The following is a 19,769-nucleotide window of genomic DNA, read 5'->3' on the forward strand; positions in this document are numbered from 1 at the left end:
GGCGTCTTGTGGCGTCTTGTGGCGTCTTATGGCGTCTTGGCGTTCAAATGACCTCACCTTCGGGCAAAGTACCCCACCACCAGGATCGATTTGCTGCGATGCTGCACCCTTGAAGGGTAATCAGGTCCCGCAGAACGTGTATTGCACTCGCTCGTCCAGCTGCGGGGGCTCGCTCAGGTGCGCGCTCTCCGGCTGATCGTCGTACGGTCGCTCGAGCACCCGCACCAGCGTCTCGAACGGCTCGAAGTCGTCACGCAGAACGGCCGCCTGGATGAGCGCCTCGATCCGGTGATTGCGCGGGATGAACGCCGGATTGACGAGCCGCATCGCGCTCGCGCGCGCCTCGGGCGTGATCTCCTCCCGGGCGAGCCGCCGGCGCCACGACTCGGCCCAGTCGCGGAAGGCGCCGGGCTCGGCGAACAGGGAGGCCACCTGCGCGTCGGCCGCTGGATCGGCCGCTGAAGCGCACAGCCGGCGAAAGAAGACCGTGTAATCGACGCCGTTCGACGCGAGCCGCTCCAGCAGATCCGCGGCGAGCGCGAGATCTGCCTCCTCCTCGCGCGCGAGCCCCAGCTTGGCCCGCAGGACGCGCGCGTGGGCCTCGACGAAGAGCGCGGAGAAGCGCTCAACGCGCTCGGTCGCCAGACGGACGGCCTCCTCCTCGCCCTCGGCCAGGAGCGGCAGGAGCGCCTCGGCGAGCCGCGCCATGTTCCACTGCGCGATGCGCGGCTGGTTCCCGAAGGCGTACCGGCCGCCCCGATCGATCGAGCTGAACTTCTTCGCGGGATCATACTCGTCGAGGAACGCGCACGGCCCGTAATCGATGGTCTCCCCGGAGATCGACGTGTTGTCGGTGTTCATCACGCCATGCACGAAGCCGACGCCGAGCCAGCGCGCGACAAGGGACGCCTGCGCGTCGACGACGCGCTCGAGCAGCGCCAGCGCGTCGTTGCCGCTGCCCACCGCCTCGGGGTAATGCCGGGAGAGCGCATACGAAGCGAGCGTGGCCAGCGCCTCACGGTCGTCCCGCACGGCGAAGAACTGGAACGTGCCCACGCGGATGTGGCTCGCGGCCACGCGCGTGAGCACCGCGCCGGGGAGCACCTCCTCGCGATAGACCGGCTCGCCCGTCGTCACCGCGGCCAGCGCGCGCGTCGTCGGCACGCCGAGCGCCGCCATGGCCTCGCTCACGACGTACTCGCGCAGCACCGGCCCGAGCGCCGCGCGCCCGTCTCCGCCCCGCGAGAACGGCGTCCTCCCCGCGCCCTTGAGCTGGAGATCGCGCCGCTTGCCGTCCCTGCCCACGACCTCGCCGAGCAGGATGGCCCGCCCGTCCCCGAGCTGGTTGACGAAGCTGCCGAACTGGTGCCCCGCGTACGCGAGCGCGATCGGCTCCGCGCCCTCGGCCAGCGTGTTGCCCGCGAGCACCTCCGCCCCCTCCGGCGAGGCGAGCTGCTCCGCGTCGAGCCCGAGCACCTCCGCGAGCGCGCGGTTCACCTTCACGACGCGCGGCGCGCGGACCCGCGCGGGGGAGACGCGCGCGTGGAAGCGGTCGGGAAGGCGGGCGTAAGTGTTGTCGAACGGGAGCTTCATCGGCGAACCTTACGCGCGGAGGTGCCGCCGCTCAAGCCGCCGGAAGAGCCCGCCGCCGGGCCGCGCCACGGCGCCGCGGGAGCGAGCGACGCCGAGCCGTTCGCGCGAGGGCGAGCGAACAGGCTCCTCGTCCTGTCGCATTCCCTCCTCAATTCCCGGCGACGCGCAGGCGGAAAGAGTCGGTCTGGGTGAGATCGGCGAGCAGATCGAGGAGGGTATAGCCGTCGACAAGCAGGCTGACGCTGAGCCCGTCAACGTCACACCTGTCGCTCCCGTCTGGCTCCCGTCCCGTGGCAAAGGCGACCCACCGCTCGGCATAATGGCGCATGGCGGCCGGATCAGCGGCGAGCTCGTTCATCAGCTCGATGGGTGACGTGATCGTCTTGACGTTGTCGGCGCCAAAGGTGACGTCAGCGGTCCCGTCGATGGCGCCGCCGAGCGGATCGACGGTCTGCACCTTGCCGACGGCGTCGTACCTCTCGAGCACGAAGCCCGGCGGGTTGATGTACGTGCCGTGGCATCCGGCGCACCCCGCGCGGGAGGTCAGCGCCTCGACGGCCTCACGCTCCGTGGAGAACGGCCCCGGAGGCCGCGGCGTCTCGCTCGCGGCGGGCACGGGGGCCAGGTCGATCCCGAGCAGCCTGTTGGCGACGAACGCGCCCCGAAGGATCGGGTTCGTCGCGTCGTAACGCGCGTAGGAGCTCAAGAACCCGACGCGGGTCAAGAACCCCGGCCGCTCGTTCGGATCGAGCTCCACCCGCGTCAGATCTGGGCCGTAATCCGCCGCATCGAGCCCATAGAGCGGAGCGGTGTCCTGATTGACGTAACCGACGTTGCTCAGGAAGAGGTCCTTGAACGACCCGCCCTCGAACGCCACCTCCTCGAAGAGGGCGTCCATCTCTGCCATCATCGGAGCCACTGCGTCCGGGGAGTAGTCGGAGAAGCGGGTCGTGTCGTGGTCGGCCGCCCCCCAGCGAGAACCCGGGCGAATGTCCGCATAAGCACGATGGAACCGGGTCACGACGGGCGCCGTCTTTTCGCGGACCTGGATCATCCGCTGCGCCTGCGCCAGGATCTGCTCCCTGGTGGCGAGCTGGCCAGCGTCGGCCGCGGCGTCCAGGATGTCATCTGGAATGGAATCCCACAGCAGGACCGAGAGCCTCGTCGCCACCTCGTGGCTGGAGAGATTGATCGCGCTTCCTTCGGGCTCCTGCGCCAGCTCAGGGCGCATGATGAACGAGGGCGAAGCGAGGAAGGTGAGGAGGATGGCCTCGGCGATCTCTTCGGGCGTGCCCTGGGGCTCCACGGCGGTGAGCCGCAGGAAGCTCTGCACCTCTTCTTCGAGCAGAGGACGGCGGAAAGCCTTGCGACCAAAGGCGACAATCGTCTCTTCCAGGCACCTGGACGCCGCCGGATCGCAGGCGAGGAACCTGGGCTTGTTCGGCCCGCCCATCACCTCGGCGGCGATGTGTTCGGCGGCCGCGAGATAGCCGCTCCATGCGGGCTCTGTCATGTCGCCCTCGAAGTCGGGGACGAGGAGCGCAGATGGCGGGAGATTGCCGGCGCGCTCCAGCGCCGTCACGCCGAGCAGATCCCGCACCACCGCGTCGTATTGCCGGTTGAGCAGGCGCGGGATCTGGGACGTCACCGGGATGCTGGGCAAGCAGGAGTCCCCCCCTCCTACGCCGGATCCCCCTCCTACGCCGGATCCCTCCCCGACGCCGGCCGCGGTGCCGCTGCCGCCGCCGCTCTGATCGTCGCGGTCGGTGCCCTTGCCCAGGATCGTGATCCCGCACCCAGAGGCGACGAGCGAGAGCGCCGCGAAGCAGCAGAGCGAGGATACGGCGCGCCAGAGCCTCATGACAAAGCCTCCCGGCGTACAATTCCCGGGGGGCTTCCCCGCGATCACAATTTCGTCGCGCACGTCGACCCGGCGCCCGCGCCGATGCGGCCAGCGTGGGGCCTGCTCGGGCGCGCTTCGAAGGAGCGCCGGGTCAGGCGCGTCTTCCTGGTTCCTGGCGTATTCCCTCCTCAGTTTCCGCGGACGCGCAGACGGAACGAATCTGTCTGGGTAAGATCGGCGAGCAGGTCGAGAATCGTGTAACCGTCGGCAGATAGCTTGGCGTCGAGCTCATCGACGTCGCAGACGTCGTTCGGGTTCGGCTGCCGCCCGGTGGCGAAGGTGACCCACCGCTCGGCATAGTGGTGCTTGGCCGCCCGGGCGACGGCGAGCTCGTTCATCAGCTCGAGCGGTGTCTCGATCGTCTCGGTGATGTCCATGCCGAAGTGGACGTCGGCGGTTCCATCGATGGGACCGCCGAGCGGATCGGTGGTCTGCACCTGGCCGACGGCGTTGTACCTCTCGAGCACGAAGCCTGGCGGATTGATGTAAGGGACGTGGCACCCGGCGCACACCGCCGGGGAGGTCAGCGCCTCGACGCGCTGGCGTTGCGTTGTGTATTCGCCCGGAGGGGGCACCGGCTCCGCGACAGGCGGGGGCACCAGGCTGATCCCGAGCAGCCGCGAGATGAACGCGCCCCGGAGGATCGGGCTCGTGGCGGCGTAAGACGAGTACGAGCTCAAGAACCCGACGCGGGTCAAGAACCCAGGCCGCTCGGCCGGGTCGAGCTCCACCCGCGTCAGCTCCGCGCCATAATTCGCTGGATCGAGCCCATAGAGCGCCGCGGTGTCCTCGTTGACGAAAGCGACGTTGCTCAGGAAGAGGTCCTCGAAGGACCCCCCTTCGAACGCCACCTCCTCGAAGAGGGCGTCGATCTCCGCCATCATGGGAGCGACCGCGTCCGGGGAATAGTCGGGGTACAGGGTCGTGTCGTGATCGTGGATTCGCCAGTGCGAGATCGGACGAATCTCCGCATAATCACGATGGAAGGCGACCACGACCGGCGCCGTCTTCTCGCGGATCCGGATCATCCGCTGCGCCTGCGCCAGGATCTGCTCCCGGGTGGCGAGCTGGCCAGCGTCGGCCGCGGCGTTCAGGATGTCATCTGGAACGGAGTCCCAGAGCAGGAACGAGAGCCTCGCCGCCACTTCGTAGCTGGAGAGCTTGAGGGCGCTTCCCTCCGGCTCCTCCGCCAGCTCGGGGCGCAGGATGAACGAGGGCGAGGCGAGGAAGGTGAAGAGGATGGCCTCGGCGATCTCGTCGGGCGTGCCCTGGGGCTCCACCGCGGTGAGCCGAAGGAAGCTCTGCACCTCTTCTTCGAGCAGAGGACGGCGGAAGGCCTTGCGACCGAAGTCGATGATCGTCTCTTCGAAGCACCCGGACGTTGCCGGATCGCAGCTGACGAACCTGGACCTGTTCGGCCCGGCGATCACCTCGGCGGCGATCTGCTCGGCGACCGCGAGATAGGCGTTCCATGCGACACCCGTCATGTCCCCCTCGAAGTCGGGGGCGAGCAGCGTCGACGGCCGGACGTTGCCGGCGCTCGCCAGCGCCGTCACGCCGAGCAAATCCCGCACCGCCGCGTCGTACTCCCGGTTGAGCAGGCGCGGGATCTGGGACGTCGCCGGGACGCCGGGGAAACAGGGATCCCCCCCACCGCTGCCTGGGCCCTCCCCGACGCTGACCGTGGTGCCGTGGCCAACGCCGCCGCCGCCGTCTCCACCGCTACCGCCGGTGTCGTCACCCACGATCGTGATCTCGCACCCAGCGACGATGAGCGAGAGCACCGAGAAGAAGCCGAGTGAAGGTACGGCTTTCAAAGGTCTCATGACGAAGCCTCCCGCCGTAGCAATCTCCGAGGCTCTCCCCCGGGATCACAATTTCGTCGCGCGTAGCTCCCTGCGGCCGGTGATCAGAGCGAGAGGCCGGCGCCGACGCGGAGCGTCCACGTGACCGCGGGCACCTCGTGGATGAGCTGCGCGGGCTGCTCGAACATGAACGATCGCCGCACCAGCGGAAATTCCGGTCCACCTTGCGCGTCGATCCGCACGAGGGCCCCGAGCGAGGCGGTCACGCGCGCGAGGAGCCCGAGGCTGGCCCAGGGGACGGTGCCCTCGTCCACGTCGGAGATCGCCTTGCCGACCAGCCCGGTGCCGTGAAGGAAGCCGCCCTCCGCGCCCACGCAGGGCCCGAGCGAGAGCCGGCGTGCCGGGCGGAAGAGGTCCGCGCAGGCGTCGACCCGACCGATCCCGCGCACGAAGCGAGCGCCGCCCGGCCCCGCGTCGACCGCGCCGGTGGCGGCCACCTCGGCGGCGACGCGGAACGCCGCGCCGAGGCCCAGATCGGGGCGCAGCTCGACGAAGGGCCCCCCGCCGAGCAGCGCCTCGGGGGCGACCCCGGAGGCCGCGCTCCCCTGGACGCCGAGCGTCCACGGGCGCTGCTCCACGGGCGGCCGTCGCGGCCGCGGAGGGTGCGAGGCCCCCGCGACCGGCGGCGGCGGGCGGATCGGCGCGGTCGCGGGGCGCACGGCCGGCGCCGATGGGGCCGGCGAGGCGGCGGGCGGCGGCGCGGGCAGCTGCGGCGAGGTCCCCGCGCCCGGCGCTGCGGCGGGATCCGCGGCGGGCGGCGGGGCCGCGACGGGATCCACGGCCGGCGCTGGCGCCACGCCGGCATCCCGAGCTCCGCCAGCCTCCGGAGCCTCGGACGAGCGCGGCCCGACGGCCGGCGGTTGCGGATCGAGAGACGCGGTGGGGTCGACCCGGAGGGCCGTGATGAGCGCCAGGGCCGCGACGACCTCGCCGCACGTCGAGCCGTCGACCTCGCGGACGCGCGCGTCCTCGCCTTTGCCGAGCGTGATCCGGCCGCGGCTCCTGTCCGCGCTCGAGGTGATGCGCACCCGCACGTCGAGCGCCGCTTCGTCCGCCGCGGCGGCGCGGGCGAGGTCCGTGCGCGCGGTCACCTCGCGCAGGAACGCCGCGGCGTCGGGACAGCCGTCGTGCGCCTCGTACGCGATGCGCAGGCGCTGGATCTCCGCCCAGGCGTCACCCCCGGTCAGGGCGCCGGCGAGCACGACGACAGCTGCGAGCCAGCGCGGGTGGAGCACGGCACTCTCGAACGCACGCACGGCGCGGGAGGGTACACCGAGCCATCGTCCGCGGCGGCATTGCGGTCATCGCCGTGCGCATCTCGGGCTCGATCCCGGGCCATTTCGCCCCTCCGCGTGGCCCAGAGCCGCGAGGGCGCTCGGCGCATCCCCATCGCCGGCGCGCCACGGACACGTCCCATCGCACATTGGCACACCGCGAATCGATTCAGGCCAACATGAGCCGAACACCCTGGCGCAAACGAGGCATCTATCGGCGGAATGATTGATGATTTCCCTGGCACCGCCCGTGCGAGAGCGCACGGCCCGTGGAGGTGTTCATGGCACAGTTTCAGCGTACAGCGCTCGCGCTCATCATCCCCGTCTCGTTGTCGATCGCCTGCTCGTCGTCGAGCGACGCGCCGCCGCACGAGCCGCTCCAGCTAGGCGAGGCGCCGGCGGCGATCTGCGGCGGCGGCGCGACCCGCGAGGGGGACGGCTCCGGCCGCGACCCGGTGGCGGGCGTGGGCGCGGGCACGGGCACGGGCGCGAGCGCGGGCGTGGGATCGAGCTCGAGCGGCGGCTCCGCGGACCCCAACACCGAGCCGCCGGGTGAGCCGCCTGTGGGCGGAGCGGGCAGCGGGGGTTCCGGGGACGGCAGCGGCGGCTCCGGGGGCGGATGCGCCGAAGGCGGGGCCGGCGGCGGTGGCGGCGACGGCACCGGCGGGTGCGGCGACGAGGGCGGCGGCAGCGGCTCGGCCGGCGGCGGCAGCGGCTCGGCCGGCGGCAGCAGCGGCTCGGCCGGCGGCAGCAGCGGCTCGGCCGGCGGCGGCGGCAGCACGACGACGGGCAGCGGGGCCGGCAGCTCGCGGGACGCCGGGCCCCGGCTCGCGCCGCAGGCCAGCGGCGGCTCGTGCGCGGGGGTCAACCTCTCCACGCCGCTCACGCTGTACCTCTCGTCCGACGACTCCAACTCGATGGCGTCTCCGGTCATCGTCCGCCGCCAGATCGAGCGCGGCGCGCCGCTGATCGACCCCTATGTCATCCGCACACACGAGTTCCTGAATTACTACCGGTACTCGTTCGCCCCGGCCGAGCCGGGAGAGCTCTCGATCGTATCGCAGCTCGGATCCTGCGTTCTCACGGGCGATCTGGCGCTCCAGATCGCTGTGCAGTCGAGCCGGGCGCCCGCCGCGCGCGAGCCCATGACGATCACGCTCGTGCTCGACACGTCGGGATCGATGTCGGGAGAGCCGATCGAGCTCGAGCGGGCTGCTGTCCGGGCCATCGCGTCGACGCTCATCGAGGGCGACGTCGTGAACGCGGTCACGTGGAATACGGGGCAGAGCCCCGTGCTCGAGGGCCACGTCGTCTCGGGCCCCGACGACCCCGTCCTGCTCGAGGTCGCGAGCGCGATCGAGGCCGACGGAGGCACCGACCTGAACAGCGGCCTCGCCGCGGGGTACGCGCTCGCCAACGCGCACAGGGCCGCGGGCGGCATCAACCGCGTCGTGCTGATCAGCGATGGACAGGCCAACGCCGGGGTGACCGAGGAGCAGATCATCGGAGCGAACGCCGAGGACGCGGACGGAGAGGGCATCTACCTCGTCGGCGTCGGCGTCGGCGACGGCGTGAACGACACGCTCATGGACGTGGTCACCGACGCCGGCCGCGGCGCGTATGTCTATCTCGACAGCGCCGACGAGGCGCGGCGCGTCTTCGTCGACCGGTTCGCCGAGACGGTCCTCGTCGCCGCGCGCGACGTGAGGATCGAGCTCACGCTGCCCCCGTACTTCGGCATCCAGAAGTTCTATGGAGAGGAGTACTCGCCTGATCCGGCCAAGGTGCGCACGCAGCACCTCGCCCCGAGCGACTCGATGATGCTGTATCAGATCCTCCGCCCGTGCGACCCGTCGCTGCCGAGCGCGAGCGACCCGTATCGGGTCCGCGTCACCTGGCGCGACGCGACGACCGGTGAGGCGAAGGAGGCCGTGCAGCAAACCACGCTCGGAGGGCTCGGCATCGACGACGGCAACCTCACGAAGGCGGCGGCGATCATCGCGTATGCCGAGGCCCTCAAGCAGCTCGCCGAGCTCGGCCCCTTCGAACGCGCCAGCGCGCTCTCGGCCGCCCGGGAGACCGTCCTCGCCGCGAACACGACCGGCGCGGACGCCGATCTCCTCGAGATCGCCGCGACCCTCCAGAAGATGATCGACAACCAGCCATAAAGCGGTTCTCAGCCGAGCCCAGTACGAACGTCGCAGAGCGGCGGTCACCCGCACAGGAGACGGGTCCAGATCGGCGTTTTCGGCGCGGAAGCGCACTCCTGTGCGCTGAGCACCGAAAACGTCGAGGTGGGCCCGTATCCGAAGCGGGTGACCGCCGCTCTAACAGGCGAGCCGCTTCACCCAGGCAACGACGAAGTCGCGGAACACCGCCACGTTCCGCGGCACGTGCCGCGCGCTCGGATAGACGAGGTACAGCGTCCCTGCGCGCTGCGACCACTCCGGCAGCACGTGGACGAGGCGGCCGCTCGCCAGCTCGGGCGCGGCGAGGACGCGCGGGAGCGGCCCGATACCGCCCCCCGCCCGGAGCACCGAGCGGATGAGCTGGAAATCGTCGGTCGCGATGCGCCCGGTCGCCATCGCGTCGCGCACCGCGCGGGGGCCGTCGACGGGCTGCTGTCCGCGCCGGGCATTGGGGAGGAACACCACCCGCTCGTGGTCGACGAGCTCGTCGAACGCGCGGGGCAGGCCGCGGCGCGCGAGGTACGCCGGCGCAGCGAAGAGCTGCACGTAGGAGTCGAGCAGCTTGCGCACGACAAGCGAGGAGTCCGGGAGCTCGGGCGTCGCCCGGAGCGCCACGTCGAAGCCCTCGCGCAAGAGGTCCACCCGGCGCGTGGACATGTCGACCTCGAGCGACAGCAGCGGGTAACGCGCCCCGAACTCGACGAGCATCTCTCCGAGGAAAGACTCCCCACCATCCGGGGGAGCGCTCAGCCGTATCGTGCCCTGGGGCTGCCCTTGATAGGCGTCCAGCGCCTGCGCCGCGTCGCGGAGACCGGCGATGTGCGGCGCCACGTCGCCGAAGAAGCGACGGCCCGCCTCGGTCAGCGCCACGGCGCGCGGCGACCGCTGGAGGAGACGCACCTGGAGGCCGTCCTCGAGCCGCGTCACCGCCCGGCTCACCGTCGACTTCGGGACCCCGAGCTGCTCCGCCGCGGCGGTGAACGAGCCCAGCTCCGCCACCCGGGCGAACGCGGCGATCTCATCGAGCTGGGGCGCCCGGGCAGGGCGCGCTCGCGCTGCCGCGCGGGGGCTGGGCATGGTAGGACCTCACGAGGGGTAAACGGCGCCGGTCGGGGGGCTCTCGCCAGGTTGCGCCAGCGCAACGTTGAGTTGAGCCGTTGCACGATAGCACCGGGCGCCGCGAGGGCGCATTAGGAAAGGCACGGGCGCTCCGATCGGGAGAGCCCGCCACACCTCAGCGAGGCTCACCATGAACAACGTCAAGCGTTTCGCCCCCACCGCCGCCCGCATCCTGCAAGGGCTCCTGTTCTTCGTGTTCGGGCTCAACGGCTTCCTGCAGTTCCTGCCGCAGCCCCCGGCCCCGGAGGCCGCGGCCAGCTTCGCGGGCGCGCTCGCGGCGACGGGGTACATGTTCCCGCTCATCAAGGGGACCGAGGTCGTCGCAGGCGCGCTGTTGCTCTCGAACCGCTACGTGCCCCTCGCGCTCGCGCTCCTCGCGCCCGTCGTCGTGAACATCGTCGCCTTCCACACGTTCCTCGCGCCGGCGAACCCGGTCACAGGGCTCGTCCTCGCCCTCGAGCTCTACCTCGCCTTCGCGTACCGCGCCGCGTTCCGCCCGATGCTCGCCGCGCGCGTCGACGCGAGCGCCGGCGCGGAGCAGAGCAAGCTCCGGCCTGTCGAGAGCGCGGCTTGAGCGGCACGTCCGCGCCGACCCGATCGGCGGCCGTCGCCGTCAGCGCCGATACAGGATGCGGCCGCCGGTCTTCGCCAGGGCGTACCGGAAGCCGCGCGCCAGGTCGACGTGCGTGACCATCGCGCCGACGTCCAGGCCCTGGGCGACCATCATCTGCGCCGCCCCCGCGGTCACGCCGACGAGCACCGCCTCCGCGCCGAGCAGCGCCGCCGCCTGCGCCGCCCGGACGAGCTGGTTCGCCGCCGTGGCGTCGACCACCGCCATCCCCGTCACGTCGATCAGCACCACCTGCGCGTCGTGCTCGTGGATCTCCTTCAGCAGCGACGCGATGAAATGGCTCGATCGCTGGGCATCCATCGTGCCCACCACGGGCATGACCAGGATTCCATCGGCGATCGGCACAACGGGGCTCGACAGCTCATGGATCGTCCGGAGCATCGACTCCTGGAGCTCGTTGGCCTGCTCCAGCTCGGTGGTCCGCTCGGAGATCCGGCTGAACAGCCGGGCGTTCTCGATGGCCACGGCCGCGGTGCCGGCCACCCGCTCGAGGAACGGCACGTCGTCGCTGCCGCAGGCGTCCTCGCGCTCGCTGCTCAGGACGAGGACGCCGACCACGCTGCCCCGCGCCCGCAGCGGCACCCCGACGAGCGTCCGCGCGCCGGCGTGCCCGCGGAGGAGCGAGGCGTCCTCGCGCCCGCCGTGCCCGGCCGGATCGACCACGAGCGGGCGGCCTGCGTCGAGCACCCGGCCGACCAGCGAGCGCGGCGAGAAGGACACGCGCTCCTCGATGACGGGCTCCCTGCGCGCCGCCACGCCGATCAGCAGCACCTCGATCGGCCGGCCTGCGGCGTTGCCCTCGACGCGCCGGCTCGCCACGCGGTGGGCCGCGTCGAGCGCGAGGTGATCGCTGAGCGTCGTGGACCACGGCGTGTGCTCGAGGGTGACGCAATCGACGCCGGTATGGATGATGCGCGAGGCCGGCAGCTCCGCGAGCGTCGGCTCGACGCCCAGGGTGATCATCCGGTGGACGATCTCCGCGGCGCGATACCCCATGTCGTACTCGCGCTGCACGATCGTCGCGTGGATCGCGCCCCGGCGGAGCAGCGCGACCGTCGCGGAGAACAGATCGAACGCGACGATCTTGAGCTCTCCGCCCCTGCCGATCTCCCTCGCGGCGCGGCCCCATGCCGGCCCGCCGCCGGCCGCCACCCCGAAGGCGCCGGCGATGTCCGGCCGCCGCTGGAGGGCCGCCCGCGCGAGCTCCGTCCCGAGCTCCAGGTCGTGGTCGCTGTCCTCGTGCGGGGGCAGCACGGTGAACTCGGCCCCTTCCATCGCCGCGCAAAACCCCGCGATGCGCTCGCGCGTGTTGATCGCGTCCTTCGTGGGCCGCTGCGACGCCACGACCCCGCCGCTCGGCAGCAGCCGCCGCATCATCTCGCCCGCCAGCCTGCCCGCCGCCACGTTGTCCGTGCCGATATAAAGAGGGGCCCGGCTGCCCGGGACCGGCGGCGTGTCGACGACGATCACCGGGATCCCCGCCTCCGCCGCGCGCCGGAACCCCTCCTCCGCCTCCTCGGGGGCGCCCGGAGCGATGATGATGCCGTCCACACCCCGCCGGATGCCGTCCTCGAGGATCTCGCGCTGGCCCCCCGGGCCGGCGGGGCGCCCGAGGCGGAAATCCACGGAGATGCCGAGGCTCCGCGCGGCGTCGACCGCGCCGTCGCGCAGGGTGTGGAAGTACGTCATGGGGGCCGACCGCCCGGCCCGGAACACGCGGGCGTCCAGCTCGCCCGAAGCGGCGGCGGCGCCCTCTCCGCCGCCGGCGTCCTCGACGAGCCACAGCTCCACCGAGGCCCATTGCTGGTCGATCTGCACGCTCTTGATGCCGTGAGCGAGCGTGTCCAGCAGGTGGTCCGGCTCCACCGTGGTGCCCACCGCGTTCAGCACCTGCTCGAGCAGGCGAATCTCCTGCGCCAACCTCGCCTTCTCGTCATAGAGCCTGTGCCGCTCCAGCGCGGCCCCGGCGGCGTCCAGGAGCACCTCGAGCATCGCGCGGCGCTCGCCCTGCGGAGCCTCGAGGGTCGCCTGCTCCAGCGCGAGATAGCCCGCCGGCGCTCCCCGGACGACGACGGGCGCGACAAGCACCCCCGCGCCGCCGGGCACCGCGCCCTCTGCCGCGATCGCGAGAGGCAGGTGCGCTTCATACCACGCATGTGCACTGACAACGCACATCCCGCTCGCCGCCTCGGGCGCCGCGCGCGGGGCACGCGGGCCGCTCTCGGTGGCGAGGCCCGCGTCGGTCGGGAGGTTCACCCCCTGCCGAGCCAACGCGTCGAACCCTTCGAGCGCCCTGTAGACGAGGCGGTTCCCTTCGCAGAGGAGCAGGCTGCCGCGCGGCGCCCGCGGCGCGATCGCCATGGCCCGTCGCACGATCTGCTGCAATGTCGCGAAGAGATCCACTCCATGGCGCATACGGGTCCCGCTCGATCCGCCGTCACGACGCGCGACGCGAGGGCCCAGAAGGCGCGATGAACCACAGTTCTGTCAAGGTCGATTTGCCCATCTCCCCAGGTGTGTGGGCCGGCTCGCGGCCCGCCGTCAACGGCCGAGGTCGCCGGGGAGAGGACGAGTCGACGGCGCGGCGCGCGCTACTCGCAGGGCAGGATGCGCAGCACCTGGATCGTGGTGTTCGAGCTGCCGGGCGCGGCGAAGGCCACGCTCCCGTCGGGAAACGCGACGAAGTCCTGGTAACGATTGCCGAGCACGTCGACCTCGAGCGGCTCGCCCTCGGCCTCGCCGGTGGCGCGATCGCGCGTCTGTACGTACAGCGCGCGCGCCGCGTCGTTGCGGGCGAGCTCGCCGGCCCTCGTCGTTGTCTCCCAGGCCGCGAGCATGCGGGAGCGGCCGTAGGCGGCCAGGTGCGGAGCGCGGTGGTTCATGCCCGCGTCGCTGGCGATCGTGAGGTCCTTGTCCGCGGCGCCGTCGGTGAAGTGGAGCAGCCGGACCTCCGCGAGCCCGTTCGCGCCCGCCGGCTGGCCCGAGCGGATATTGCTCGTCGTGAGCCAGTAGCCGCCGCCGGCCGCCGTGACGAGGTTTCCAAGGTTCGAGTAGGCGAGATCGACCGGATAGATGGTCTTGTAATTCGGCGCGAACGCGATGCGGTTGTCGTTGTCGGTCTTGCACACCGTCACGAACTTCCGGGCGCTGTCGTCCCAGAGGATGCGCTCGTAACCGCTGTGGCTGCAGCCCCAGTCGAAGCCGTCCCTCTGCAGCGCGCCGTTCGCGTCGACGACCTTCATGCGATCGCCCTGGTGGATGTTGATGCACCCGCCTTGCGAGACGCTGATCGCGGCGCCGAAATAGCCCGCATAGCGCGAGCCGTCGAAGGCGATGCGGCCGTGGTGCGCGTACCACCAGATCATGGTCACATCGGGCCCGGTGGGGCCGGTCGAGTAGGGCGGCAGCGCGGCGCTCGAGCTCGTGAGCTTCGTCGCCCAGGTCGCGCGCTCGCCGTCGAAGCGGACCATGTACATGTCGTGACAGGCGATCGGCGGGGACGGCGGCGTACCGCACAGGTTCGAGGGCGTGCCGCAGTTCAGCGTCCCGCCGCCCTCGGCATCGCGGGTGAGCAGCAGCACGCCGCCGTCGTCGTCGGCGTGGAGGTCGGCGAAGTCGTTCGCCGGCAATCCGAACGAGCGCCCCACGGCCTTGTCATCGGCGTCGAGCTGGAGGACGTGGACCTGTCCGTCGTCGCTCATCCATGCCAGGCGCGACCCGCCGGACGGTATCGGTGAGATGACGAGCGGCTTCAGCGCGGCCTCATCTTCGTTGTTGATCACGCGGCCCCCGACGTCGACCTGGGTGATGCGAATGCGGTCGCGGGTGACGCCGCACGCGCCGGGGCCCGGATCACCGCCCGCGCCGCCGCCGCTCGCGCTCGACGCCCCACCGCCGCTCGCGCTCGACGCCCCGCCGCTGCTACCGCTCGACGCTCCTCCCCCGCTACCGCTCGACGCCCCTCCCCCGCTCGCGCTCGACGCCCCGCCGCCGCTACCGCTCGACGCCCCTCCCCCGCTACCGCTCGACGCCCCTCCCCCGCTACCGCTCGATGCGCCTCCGCCGCTACTCGACACATCACCGCCCGACTCGCCAGCGCAGCCCGGGGGCAAGGTCATAAGAACCAAAGACCAGATGACTCGCATGGTTCGTCTCGACATCTCGTCACGCTACCGCGCGAGCCGGCCTCTCATGGGGCAGAATCTCCGCGCGGCGCGTGAGGAAGGCGCCCTGGCGCTCAGCGTGCTGTGCGCAGATCTCGCCGGCCAGGACACCACGCCAGCACCCTGGACCAGAACAGCCATCGAGGGCGGACATCCCCTCACCCACCGCCGCGCGAGCAGTCCCAGGCTCCTCCCGCAGGCCCCCGGTGAGGGGGCCCGGCGGCTCGGCAAGGCCTCCAGCGCCACCCGAGGCGCCCCTGGGCAACGAGCTTGCGGCGTCGACCGTCGCTCGCGATCCGGCGCGACGGCCGCAGTCTCGCCTGCTCCAGACCACCGTCCGCCCCTCGTCCCGCGGGTCCTGGCGAGCGTTGACATGGACACGCTGACCTGGTAGGTGAGCGAAGCGTCCGCGCGAGCGCGGCTGGCGGCAAACGATGCGGGTGAGTCCTTGCCTCGCGAAGCCACCGAGGCGCAGGGCTCGGCCCCTCTCGGGCGCCACCCACATCGAAGTTCCGCCGCCAGGCGCTGAAATGCCATGTCGCTGGAAGACACCGCCGCCGTGGACCGGCTCGCTCCACACGGCCGGCGTCGCAGGGGGGCGGCAGCACGAGCGCCTTGGCGGGTCCAGCGAGGGCAGCGGAGGCAACCTCGGTAAGGTCTCGCGGCTCGTCCGTGCGGGGAGGTTGACGCGGCACAGCTAGCCAGAGTCAAGGGCGCGAGGCGCCGGAGGCCCACCCTAGCCTCCGACCCGGCACCATGTTATTGCTAGCCCGCCGATTCCGCCACGCGCGCAATTGATGCGCGCCGGTGGTTCACCTGACTTGAGGAGCGCCGGAGCCACAACAAACGCAACATGCCTGGAAGCCCAGCGCGGGCGTGGAGATGCCGCCTCCACCCTGGCCCGGAGACCAGAGCCCCGGGGCAACCCCCGCGGACGCCGTTGTCGAAAGCGCCCTCTGAACTAAGGCACACGCAAACCACGAGCTGGAGATCCGTTTATGACCGTTGTCACTGGCGACAGAGAGTACTTCCCGGGTGTTGGCAAGATCCCCTACGAGGGGCCTGAGTCCGACAACCCCCTCGCCTTCAAGTGGTACGACGCCAACCGCGTCGTCGCCGGCAAGGCCATGAAGGATCACTTCAAGTTTGCCGTGTGTTACTGGCACACGTTCTGCGGCCGTGGCCACGATCCGTTCGGTCCGGGGACGATCAACTTCCCCTGGGACGAGGGCAAGGACGCGCTGGCCCGCGCCCGCATGAAGATGGACGCGAACTTCGAGTTCATCACCAAGCTGGGCGCGACGCACTACTGTTTCCACGACATCGACCTCGTGGAGGAGGGCGAGAACCGCGCCGAGACGTCGCGTCGCCTCCAGAGCATCGTCGAGTACGCCAAGCAGAAGCAGGGCCAGTCGGGCGTCAAGCTGCTGTGGGGCACGGCGAACCTCTTCTCCAACCCGCGTTACATGAACGGCGCCTCCACGAACCCGGATTTCTCCGTGCTGGCCTACGCCGGCGCCCAGCTCAAGGACGCCCTCGACGCGACCATCGCGTTGAACGGTGAGAACTACGTGTTCTGGGGCGGCCGCGAAGGGTACATGAGCCTGCTGAACACGGACATGAAGCGCGAGAAGGCGCACTTCGCTCGCTTCCTGACCATGGCCCGCGACTACGCGCGCTCGCGCGGCTTCAAGGGCGTCTTCTTCATCGAGCCCAAGCCCATGGAGCCCTCGAAGCACCAGTACGACTTCGACGCCGAGACCGTGATCGGGTTCCTGCGCGAGCACGGCCTGGACAAGGACTTCAAGCTCAACCTCGAGACGAACCACGCGACGCTCGCCGGCCACACGATGGATCACGAGATGCAGGTGGCCGCGGACAACGGCATGCTCGGCAGCATCGACGCCAACCGCGGCGACTACCAGAACGCGTGGGACACCGATCAGTTCCCCTACAACATCAACGAGACGGTCGAGATGATGCTCATCCTGCTCCGCAGCGGTGGGTTCCAGGGCGGCGGCGTCAACTTCGACGCCAAGCGCCGCCGCAACTCGAGCGATCTCGTCGACACCTTCCACGGGCACATCGGCGGCATGGACGTGTTCGCCCGCTCGCTCCTCATCGCCGATGACCTGATCCGCAAGTCGCCGCTCGAGGCGATGCGCAAGGCGCGTTACGCGTCCTTCGACGGCGGCAAGGGCGCCGAGTTCGAGCAGGGCAAGCTGACGCTGGAGCAGCTGGCCGAGATCGGCAACGCTGGCGGTGAGGTCAAGCTCACGAGCGGTCAGCAAGAGCTGTACGAAAACATCGTCAATCGCTGGATCCGATAAGCCGAGCGATCGAGGGAACGACAGCCGGGCGACGCAGCTGCGCGCCCGGCTGTTTTTCTTTCCGAGACGATGTCGCTCTCCTGCGGATGATCCACTCCGCGACGGCGACGTTGATCACCCAGCCGGCGCCCATCAGGACCGCTCTGACGCCCTCGCCCGGCGCGCCGAAGAGCAGCACCCACGGCATGTGGGTCAGCACCTGAGTCCCCGCGCCCAGGCCGATCGCGTAGCCGCGCAGCATGAAGGCGCCGTGACGGACGAAGTCGCGCCGCGAGATGGCGACGAGGCCGAGCACGAGCGACATGAACATGGCAGAGCCGAACAGCACCCGGAGAACGGCGAGGGCGTCGCCGTCTCCCTCGGGGAGCTCGTAAGACGCCTGCATCCACAGACCCGAAGCGGCAGCGACGAGCCCTGACGGGGCCACGGCCCACCCCGCAGCGCGGTGCCAGCGAGGCTGCCGGCGGCGAAAGCCCGGGGAGAACTGGAACGCGCCCAGGACCGAGAACACGCTCACGCTGAAAATGTGCAGCACGATGGGCACGGGCGCAGCGAAGAAGCGGGCGTTGTCCGGGGTGACCTTGGCGCCGACGCTCAGCTCGGCCAGGCGGAAGGCGCCGGCCACCACGGGGACCGCGCTGAGGCCGAGCAGGAGCGCGGGTACGAGCCAGTCTCGCTTCGCCGAGGGGGTCGAGGTGCTCTCGTTCGTCATGCCGAAAAGCTAGGGACGGCCCTGGATGCGTCGCAATTGGCGCAAATGGCGGATCCGGGTCGGCCGATTGCCCGATGGGGTGATCGTACTTTCGGCCAGGTGCACCGCCACCTGGCCCCGGGCCGACGGGTCAGTCGCGGACGCGGCCGGTCTCGTAGGCCCAGATGGCGATCTCGACCCGGTTGCGCGCGCCGAGCTTGGTCATGAGGCTGGCGATGTGCGCCTTGACGGTGCTCAGGCTGATGTGGAGATCGTCGGCGATCTCGGCGTTGGTTCGACCGCGGGCCACGATGAGGAGGACCTCCTCCTCGCGGGCGGTAAGGGCCTCCCCGGGCTGTGCTCGTGGCAGCTGAGGCCGAGAGGCGGCGAATGTGGAGAGGAGGCGGGCGGTGACACGTGGCGCGATCAGGGCGTCGCCGCTCGCGGCGGCGCGGATGGCCTGCGCGAGCAGGTCGGGACCGGCGTCTTTCAGCAAGAAGCCGCGGGCGCCGGCCTTGAGCGCGCCAACCACGTAGTCGTCGTGATCGAAGGTGGTGATCACCACGACCGCCAGGGGACGGTCGACGGTCGGGCCGGCGAGCCGTCGGGTAGCTTCGATGCCGTCGATCCCGGGCATGCGGATGTCGAACAGGCACACGTCGGGACGGAGGGCGAGCGCCAGCTCCACGGCCTTGTGTCCGTCGCCGGCGACGCCCACGACCTCGATGTCGGGCTGGGCGTCGAGGAGGATGCTGAGCCCGGTGCGGACGATCTCTTGATCGTCGGCGACGAGGACGCGAATGCTCAACTGGACTGTCCTTTCCGAGGCAGCACGGCCGTCACCGTCCAGCCGCGCCGTGGGCCCGGGCCCGCATGGCACGTGCCGCCGAGCAACGTCGCTCGTTCGATCATGCCGACCAACCCGTATCCCGCCGACGTGGAATGGCCGGCGTGGGCCCCCTGGCCGTCGTCGGTGACCCGCAGACGCACGGACGTGTCGTCGGCCGTGACCTCCACGTCGATCCGGGTCGCGTGGCGAGCGTGCCGGCGAGCGTTGGTGATCGACTCCTGCGCGAGGCGAAAGACCGCGGCGGAGACCGACGATGGCAGGTCATCGAAGCTCCCGGTCAACTTCACCTCGACAGGAGCCCCTGTGGCGGATGGGCCCGCGAGCTGTCCGAGGTCGGCGACCCGCGGGCTCGGCGCGAGCTCGGCCGACTCGCCTCGACGCAGGAGCCGGACCATCGTGCGCATCTCGCCGAGGGCGCGAGACGCCTCGTCCGCGATCACGCGGAGCGCGTCGACAGGCGCCTCGGGGCGAGCCGACGCGGCGACCAGGCCCGCCTGCGCGCGGATCGCGATGGCCGATACATGGTGGGCCACGGTGTCGTGCAGGTCGCGGGCGATCCGCTCTCGCTCGGCCAGCTTGGCTTCATCGAGCTCTCGCAGGCGCACGCGATCCCGGTAGCGCACCGCCGCGCCGAGCGCCATCGTCGAGAGAAGGACGGCGTAGCCCCCGATGACATCGCCCGTCCTGGCATGAGAACGGATCATGTCGACCGCCGCCGAGGTCACCATGATCGGCAGCCCGATCATCGCTTCACGCCCCGTACCCCACCGGAACAACGAATAAGGCAGCAGCACCATGTAGACCATCGCGTAGAGCCCCGGCGACGCGCTGCCGGTCGCCATCACGGCGAGCTGGTTCGCGATGAGGAGGCCGAACGCGATCACGACCATCTGCAGCGGCCTGGTCCTCCGCCAGAGCAGCGTCGGCAAGAGCCCGATGCAGAGGACCAGCGAAGCGATCCGCCACGGCAGGTCGCGCCGGATCGCGACCTCGAGCGACCCGAGCGCGGCGAACACGGCCAGGAGCACCCAATCCATCCGGACGCGCCGAGGGGGGTGCGGCGCTCGCGGCTCGGACGCCACGGATCGAAAGAACTCGCGCACCTGCCTCATGAGAAGAGCCGGCTTGACTCCATACCCATCGTTCGAGCGAACCAGCACG

General features: G+C 70.9%; 13 protein-coding genes. 3 read left to right on the top strand and 10 right to left on the bottom strand.

Annotation, left to right across the window (positions count from 1 at the left end):
* Positions 1-120: 120 nt before the first annotated feature.
* From WMF11_RS30650 to WMF11_RS30665, 4 genes are all read right to left on the bottom strand, one after another.
* Positions 121-1,593, bottom strand: coding sequence for a protein adenylyltransferase SelO (locus WMF11_RS30650; protein WP_437973237.1), 1,473 nt, complete (start codon positions 1,591-1,593; stop codon positions 121-123).
* A 148-nt stretch (positions 1,594-1,741) separates the two neighbouring features.
* Positions 1,742-3,454 carry a DUF1592 domain-containing protein gene (locus WMF11_RS30655; RefSeq protein WP_437973238.1) on the bottom strand — a complete coding sequence of 571 codons (1,713 nt, stop codon included), beginning with the start codon at positions 3,452-3,454 and terminating at the stop codon, positions 1,742-1,744.
* Between the two features lie 170 nt (positions 3,455-3,624).
* Positions 3,625-5,322 (bottom strand): DUF1592 domain-containing protein, encoded by a 1,698-nt coding sequence (locus WMF11_RS30660; protein WP_437973239.1) that lies wholly within the window; start codon positions 5,320-5,322, stop codon positions 3,625-3,627.
* A gap of 83 nt (positions 5,323-5,405) precedes the next feature.
* Entirely contained in the window at positions 5,406-6,596 is a 1,191-nt protein-coding gene (locus WMF11_RS30665) for a hypothetical protein (RefSeq protein ID WP_437973240.1), read from the bottom strand.
* Positions 6,597-6,916: 320 nt separating this feature from the next.
* On the opposite strand from WMF11_RS30665, the gene WMF11_RS30670 reads away from it, so the two are divergent.
* Positions 6,917-8,803: a vWA domain-containing protein gene (locus tag WMF11_RS30670; RefSeq protein ID WP_437973241.1), complete on the top strand. Its 1,887-nt coding sequence runs from the start codon at positions 6,917-6,919 to the stop codon at positions 8,801-8,803.
* Between the two features lie 159 nt (positions 8,804-8,962).
* On the opposite strand, the gene WMF11_RS30675 is transcribed toward WMF11_RS30670, so the two are convergent.
* On the bottom strand, positions 8,963-9,901 hold the full coding sequence (locus WMF11_RS30675; protein ID WP_437973242.1) for a LysR family transcriptional regulator: 939 nt from the start codon (positions 9,899-9,901) through the stop codon (positions 8,963-8,965).
* 172 nt (positions 9,902-10,073) lie between these two features.
* On the opposite strand from WMF11_RS30675, the gene WMF11_RS30680 reads away from it, so the two are divergent.
* Positions 10,074-10,517 carry a DoxX family protein gene (locus tag WMF11_RS30680; RefSeq protein ID WP_437973243.1) on the top strand — a complete coding sequence of 148 codons (444 nt, stop codon included), beginning with the start codon at positions 10,074-10,076 and terminating at the stop codon, positions 10,515-10,517.
* Between the two features lie 39 nt (positions 10,518-10,556).
* On the opposite strand, the gene WMF11_RS30685 is transcribed toward WMF11_RS30680, so the two are convergent.
* Positions 10,557-12,989, bottom strand: a complete 2,433-nt coding sequence (locus WMF11_RS30685; RefSeq protein WP_437973244.1) for a substrate-binding domain-containing protein — start codon at positions 12,987-12,989, stop codon at positions 10,557-10,559.
* A 176-nt stretch (positions 12,990-13,165) separates the two neighbouring features.
* Entirely contained in the window at positions 13,166-14,692 is a 1,527-nt protein-coding gene (locus WMF11_RS30690; RefSeq protein WP_437973245.1) for a hypothetical protein, read from the bottom strand.
* A gap of 1,043 nt (positions 14,693-15,735) precedes the next feature.
* Between WMF11_RS30690 and xylA the strand changes: the two genes are divergently transcribed.
* Complete coding sequence (xylA, locus tag WMF11_RS30695) at positions 15,736-17,067, top strand: xylose isomerase (RefSeq protein ID WP_437902801.1); 1,332 nt, start codon at positions 15,736-15,738, stop codon at positions 17,065-17,067.
* On the opposite strand, the gene WMF11_RS30700 is transcribed toward xylA, so the two are convergent.
* From WMF11_RS30700 to WMF11_RS30710, 3 genes are all read right to left on the bottom strand, one after another.
* A complete protein-coding gene (locus WMF11_RS30700) occupies positions 17,048-17,779 on the bottom strand; it encodes a DUF2306 domain-containing protein (RefSeq protein ID WP_437973246.1) in 732 nt (243 codons plus the stop codon). The two genes, xylA and WMF11_RS30700, sit on opposite strands and share 20 nt — an antisense overlap.
* 130 nt (positions 17,780-17,909) lie before the next feature.
* Entirely contained in the window at positions 17,910-18,566 is a 657-nt protein-coding gene (locus WMF11_RS30705) for a response regulator (RefSeq protein ID WP_437902803.1), read from the bottom strand.
* Positions 18,563-19,720, bottom strand: a complete 1,158-nt coding sequence (locus WMF11_RS30710; RefSeq protein WP_437973247.1) for a sensor histidine kinase — start codon at positions 19,718-19,720, stop codon at positions 18,563-18,565. Before WMF11_RS30710 ends, WMF11_RS30705 begins: the two co-directional genes overlap by 4 nt.
* Positions 19,721-19,769: the final 49 nt, after the last annotated feature.

This window comes from Sorangium sp. So ce295, from assembly GCF_051527405.1.
Taxonomy (GTDB): domain Bacteria; phylum Myxococcota_A; class Polyangia; order Polyangiales; family Polyangiaceae; genus Sorangium; species Sorangium cellulosum_B.

What these genes read in the sequence shown, in the direction of transcription:
- WMF11_RS30650 (WP_437973237.1), bottom strand. Translation starts at nt 1,593, where the DNA reads ATGAAGCTCCCGTTCGACAACACTTACGCCCGCCTTCCCGACCGCTTC.
- WMF11_RS30655 (WP_437973238.1), bottom strand. Translation starts at nt 3,454, where the DNA reads ATGAGGCTCTGGCGCGCCGTATCCTCGCTCTGCTGCTTCGCGGCGCTC.
- WMF11_RS30660 (WP_437973239.1), bottom strand. Translation starts at nt 5,322, where the DNA reads ATGAGACCTTTGAAAGCCGTACCTTCACTCGGCTTCTTCTCGGTGCTC.
- WMF11_RS30670 (WP_437973241.1), top strand. Translation starts at nt 6,917, where the DNA reads ATGGCACAGTTTCAGCGTACAGCGCTCGCGCTCATCATCCCCGTCTCG.
- WMF11_RS30675 (WP_437973242.1), bottom strand. Translation starts at nt 9,901, where the DNA reads ATGCCCAGCCCCCGCGCGGCAGCGCGAGCGCGCCCTGCCCGGGCGCCC.
- WMF11_RS30680 (WP_437973243.1), top strand. Translation starts at nt 10,074, where the DNA reads ATGAACAACGTCAAGCGTTTCGCCCCCACCGCCGCCCGCATCCTGCAA.
- WMF11_RS30685 (WP_437973244.1), bottom strand. Translation starts at nt 12,989, where the DNA reads ATGCGCCATGGAGTGGATCTCTTCGCGACATTGCAGCAGATCGTGCGA.
- WMF11_RS30690 (WP_437973245.1), bottom strand. Translation starts at nt 14,692, where the DNA reads ATGACCTTGCCCCCGGGCTGCGCTGGCGAGTCGGGCGGTGATGTGTCG.
- xylA (WP_437902801.1), top strand. Translation starts at nt 15,736, where the DNA reads ATGACCGTTGTCACTGGCGACAGAGAGTACTTCCCGGGTGTTGGCAAG.
- WMF11_RS30700 (WP_437973246.1), bottom strand. Translation starts at nt 17,779, where the DNA reads ATGACGAACGAGAGCACCTCGACCCCCTCGGCGAAGCGAGACTGGCTC.
- WMF11_RS30710 (WP_437973247.1), bottom strand. Translation starts at nt 19,720, where the DNA reads ATGAGGCAGGTGCGCGAGTTCTTTCGATCCGTGGCGTCCGAGCCGCGA.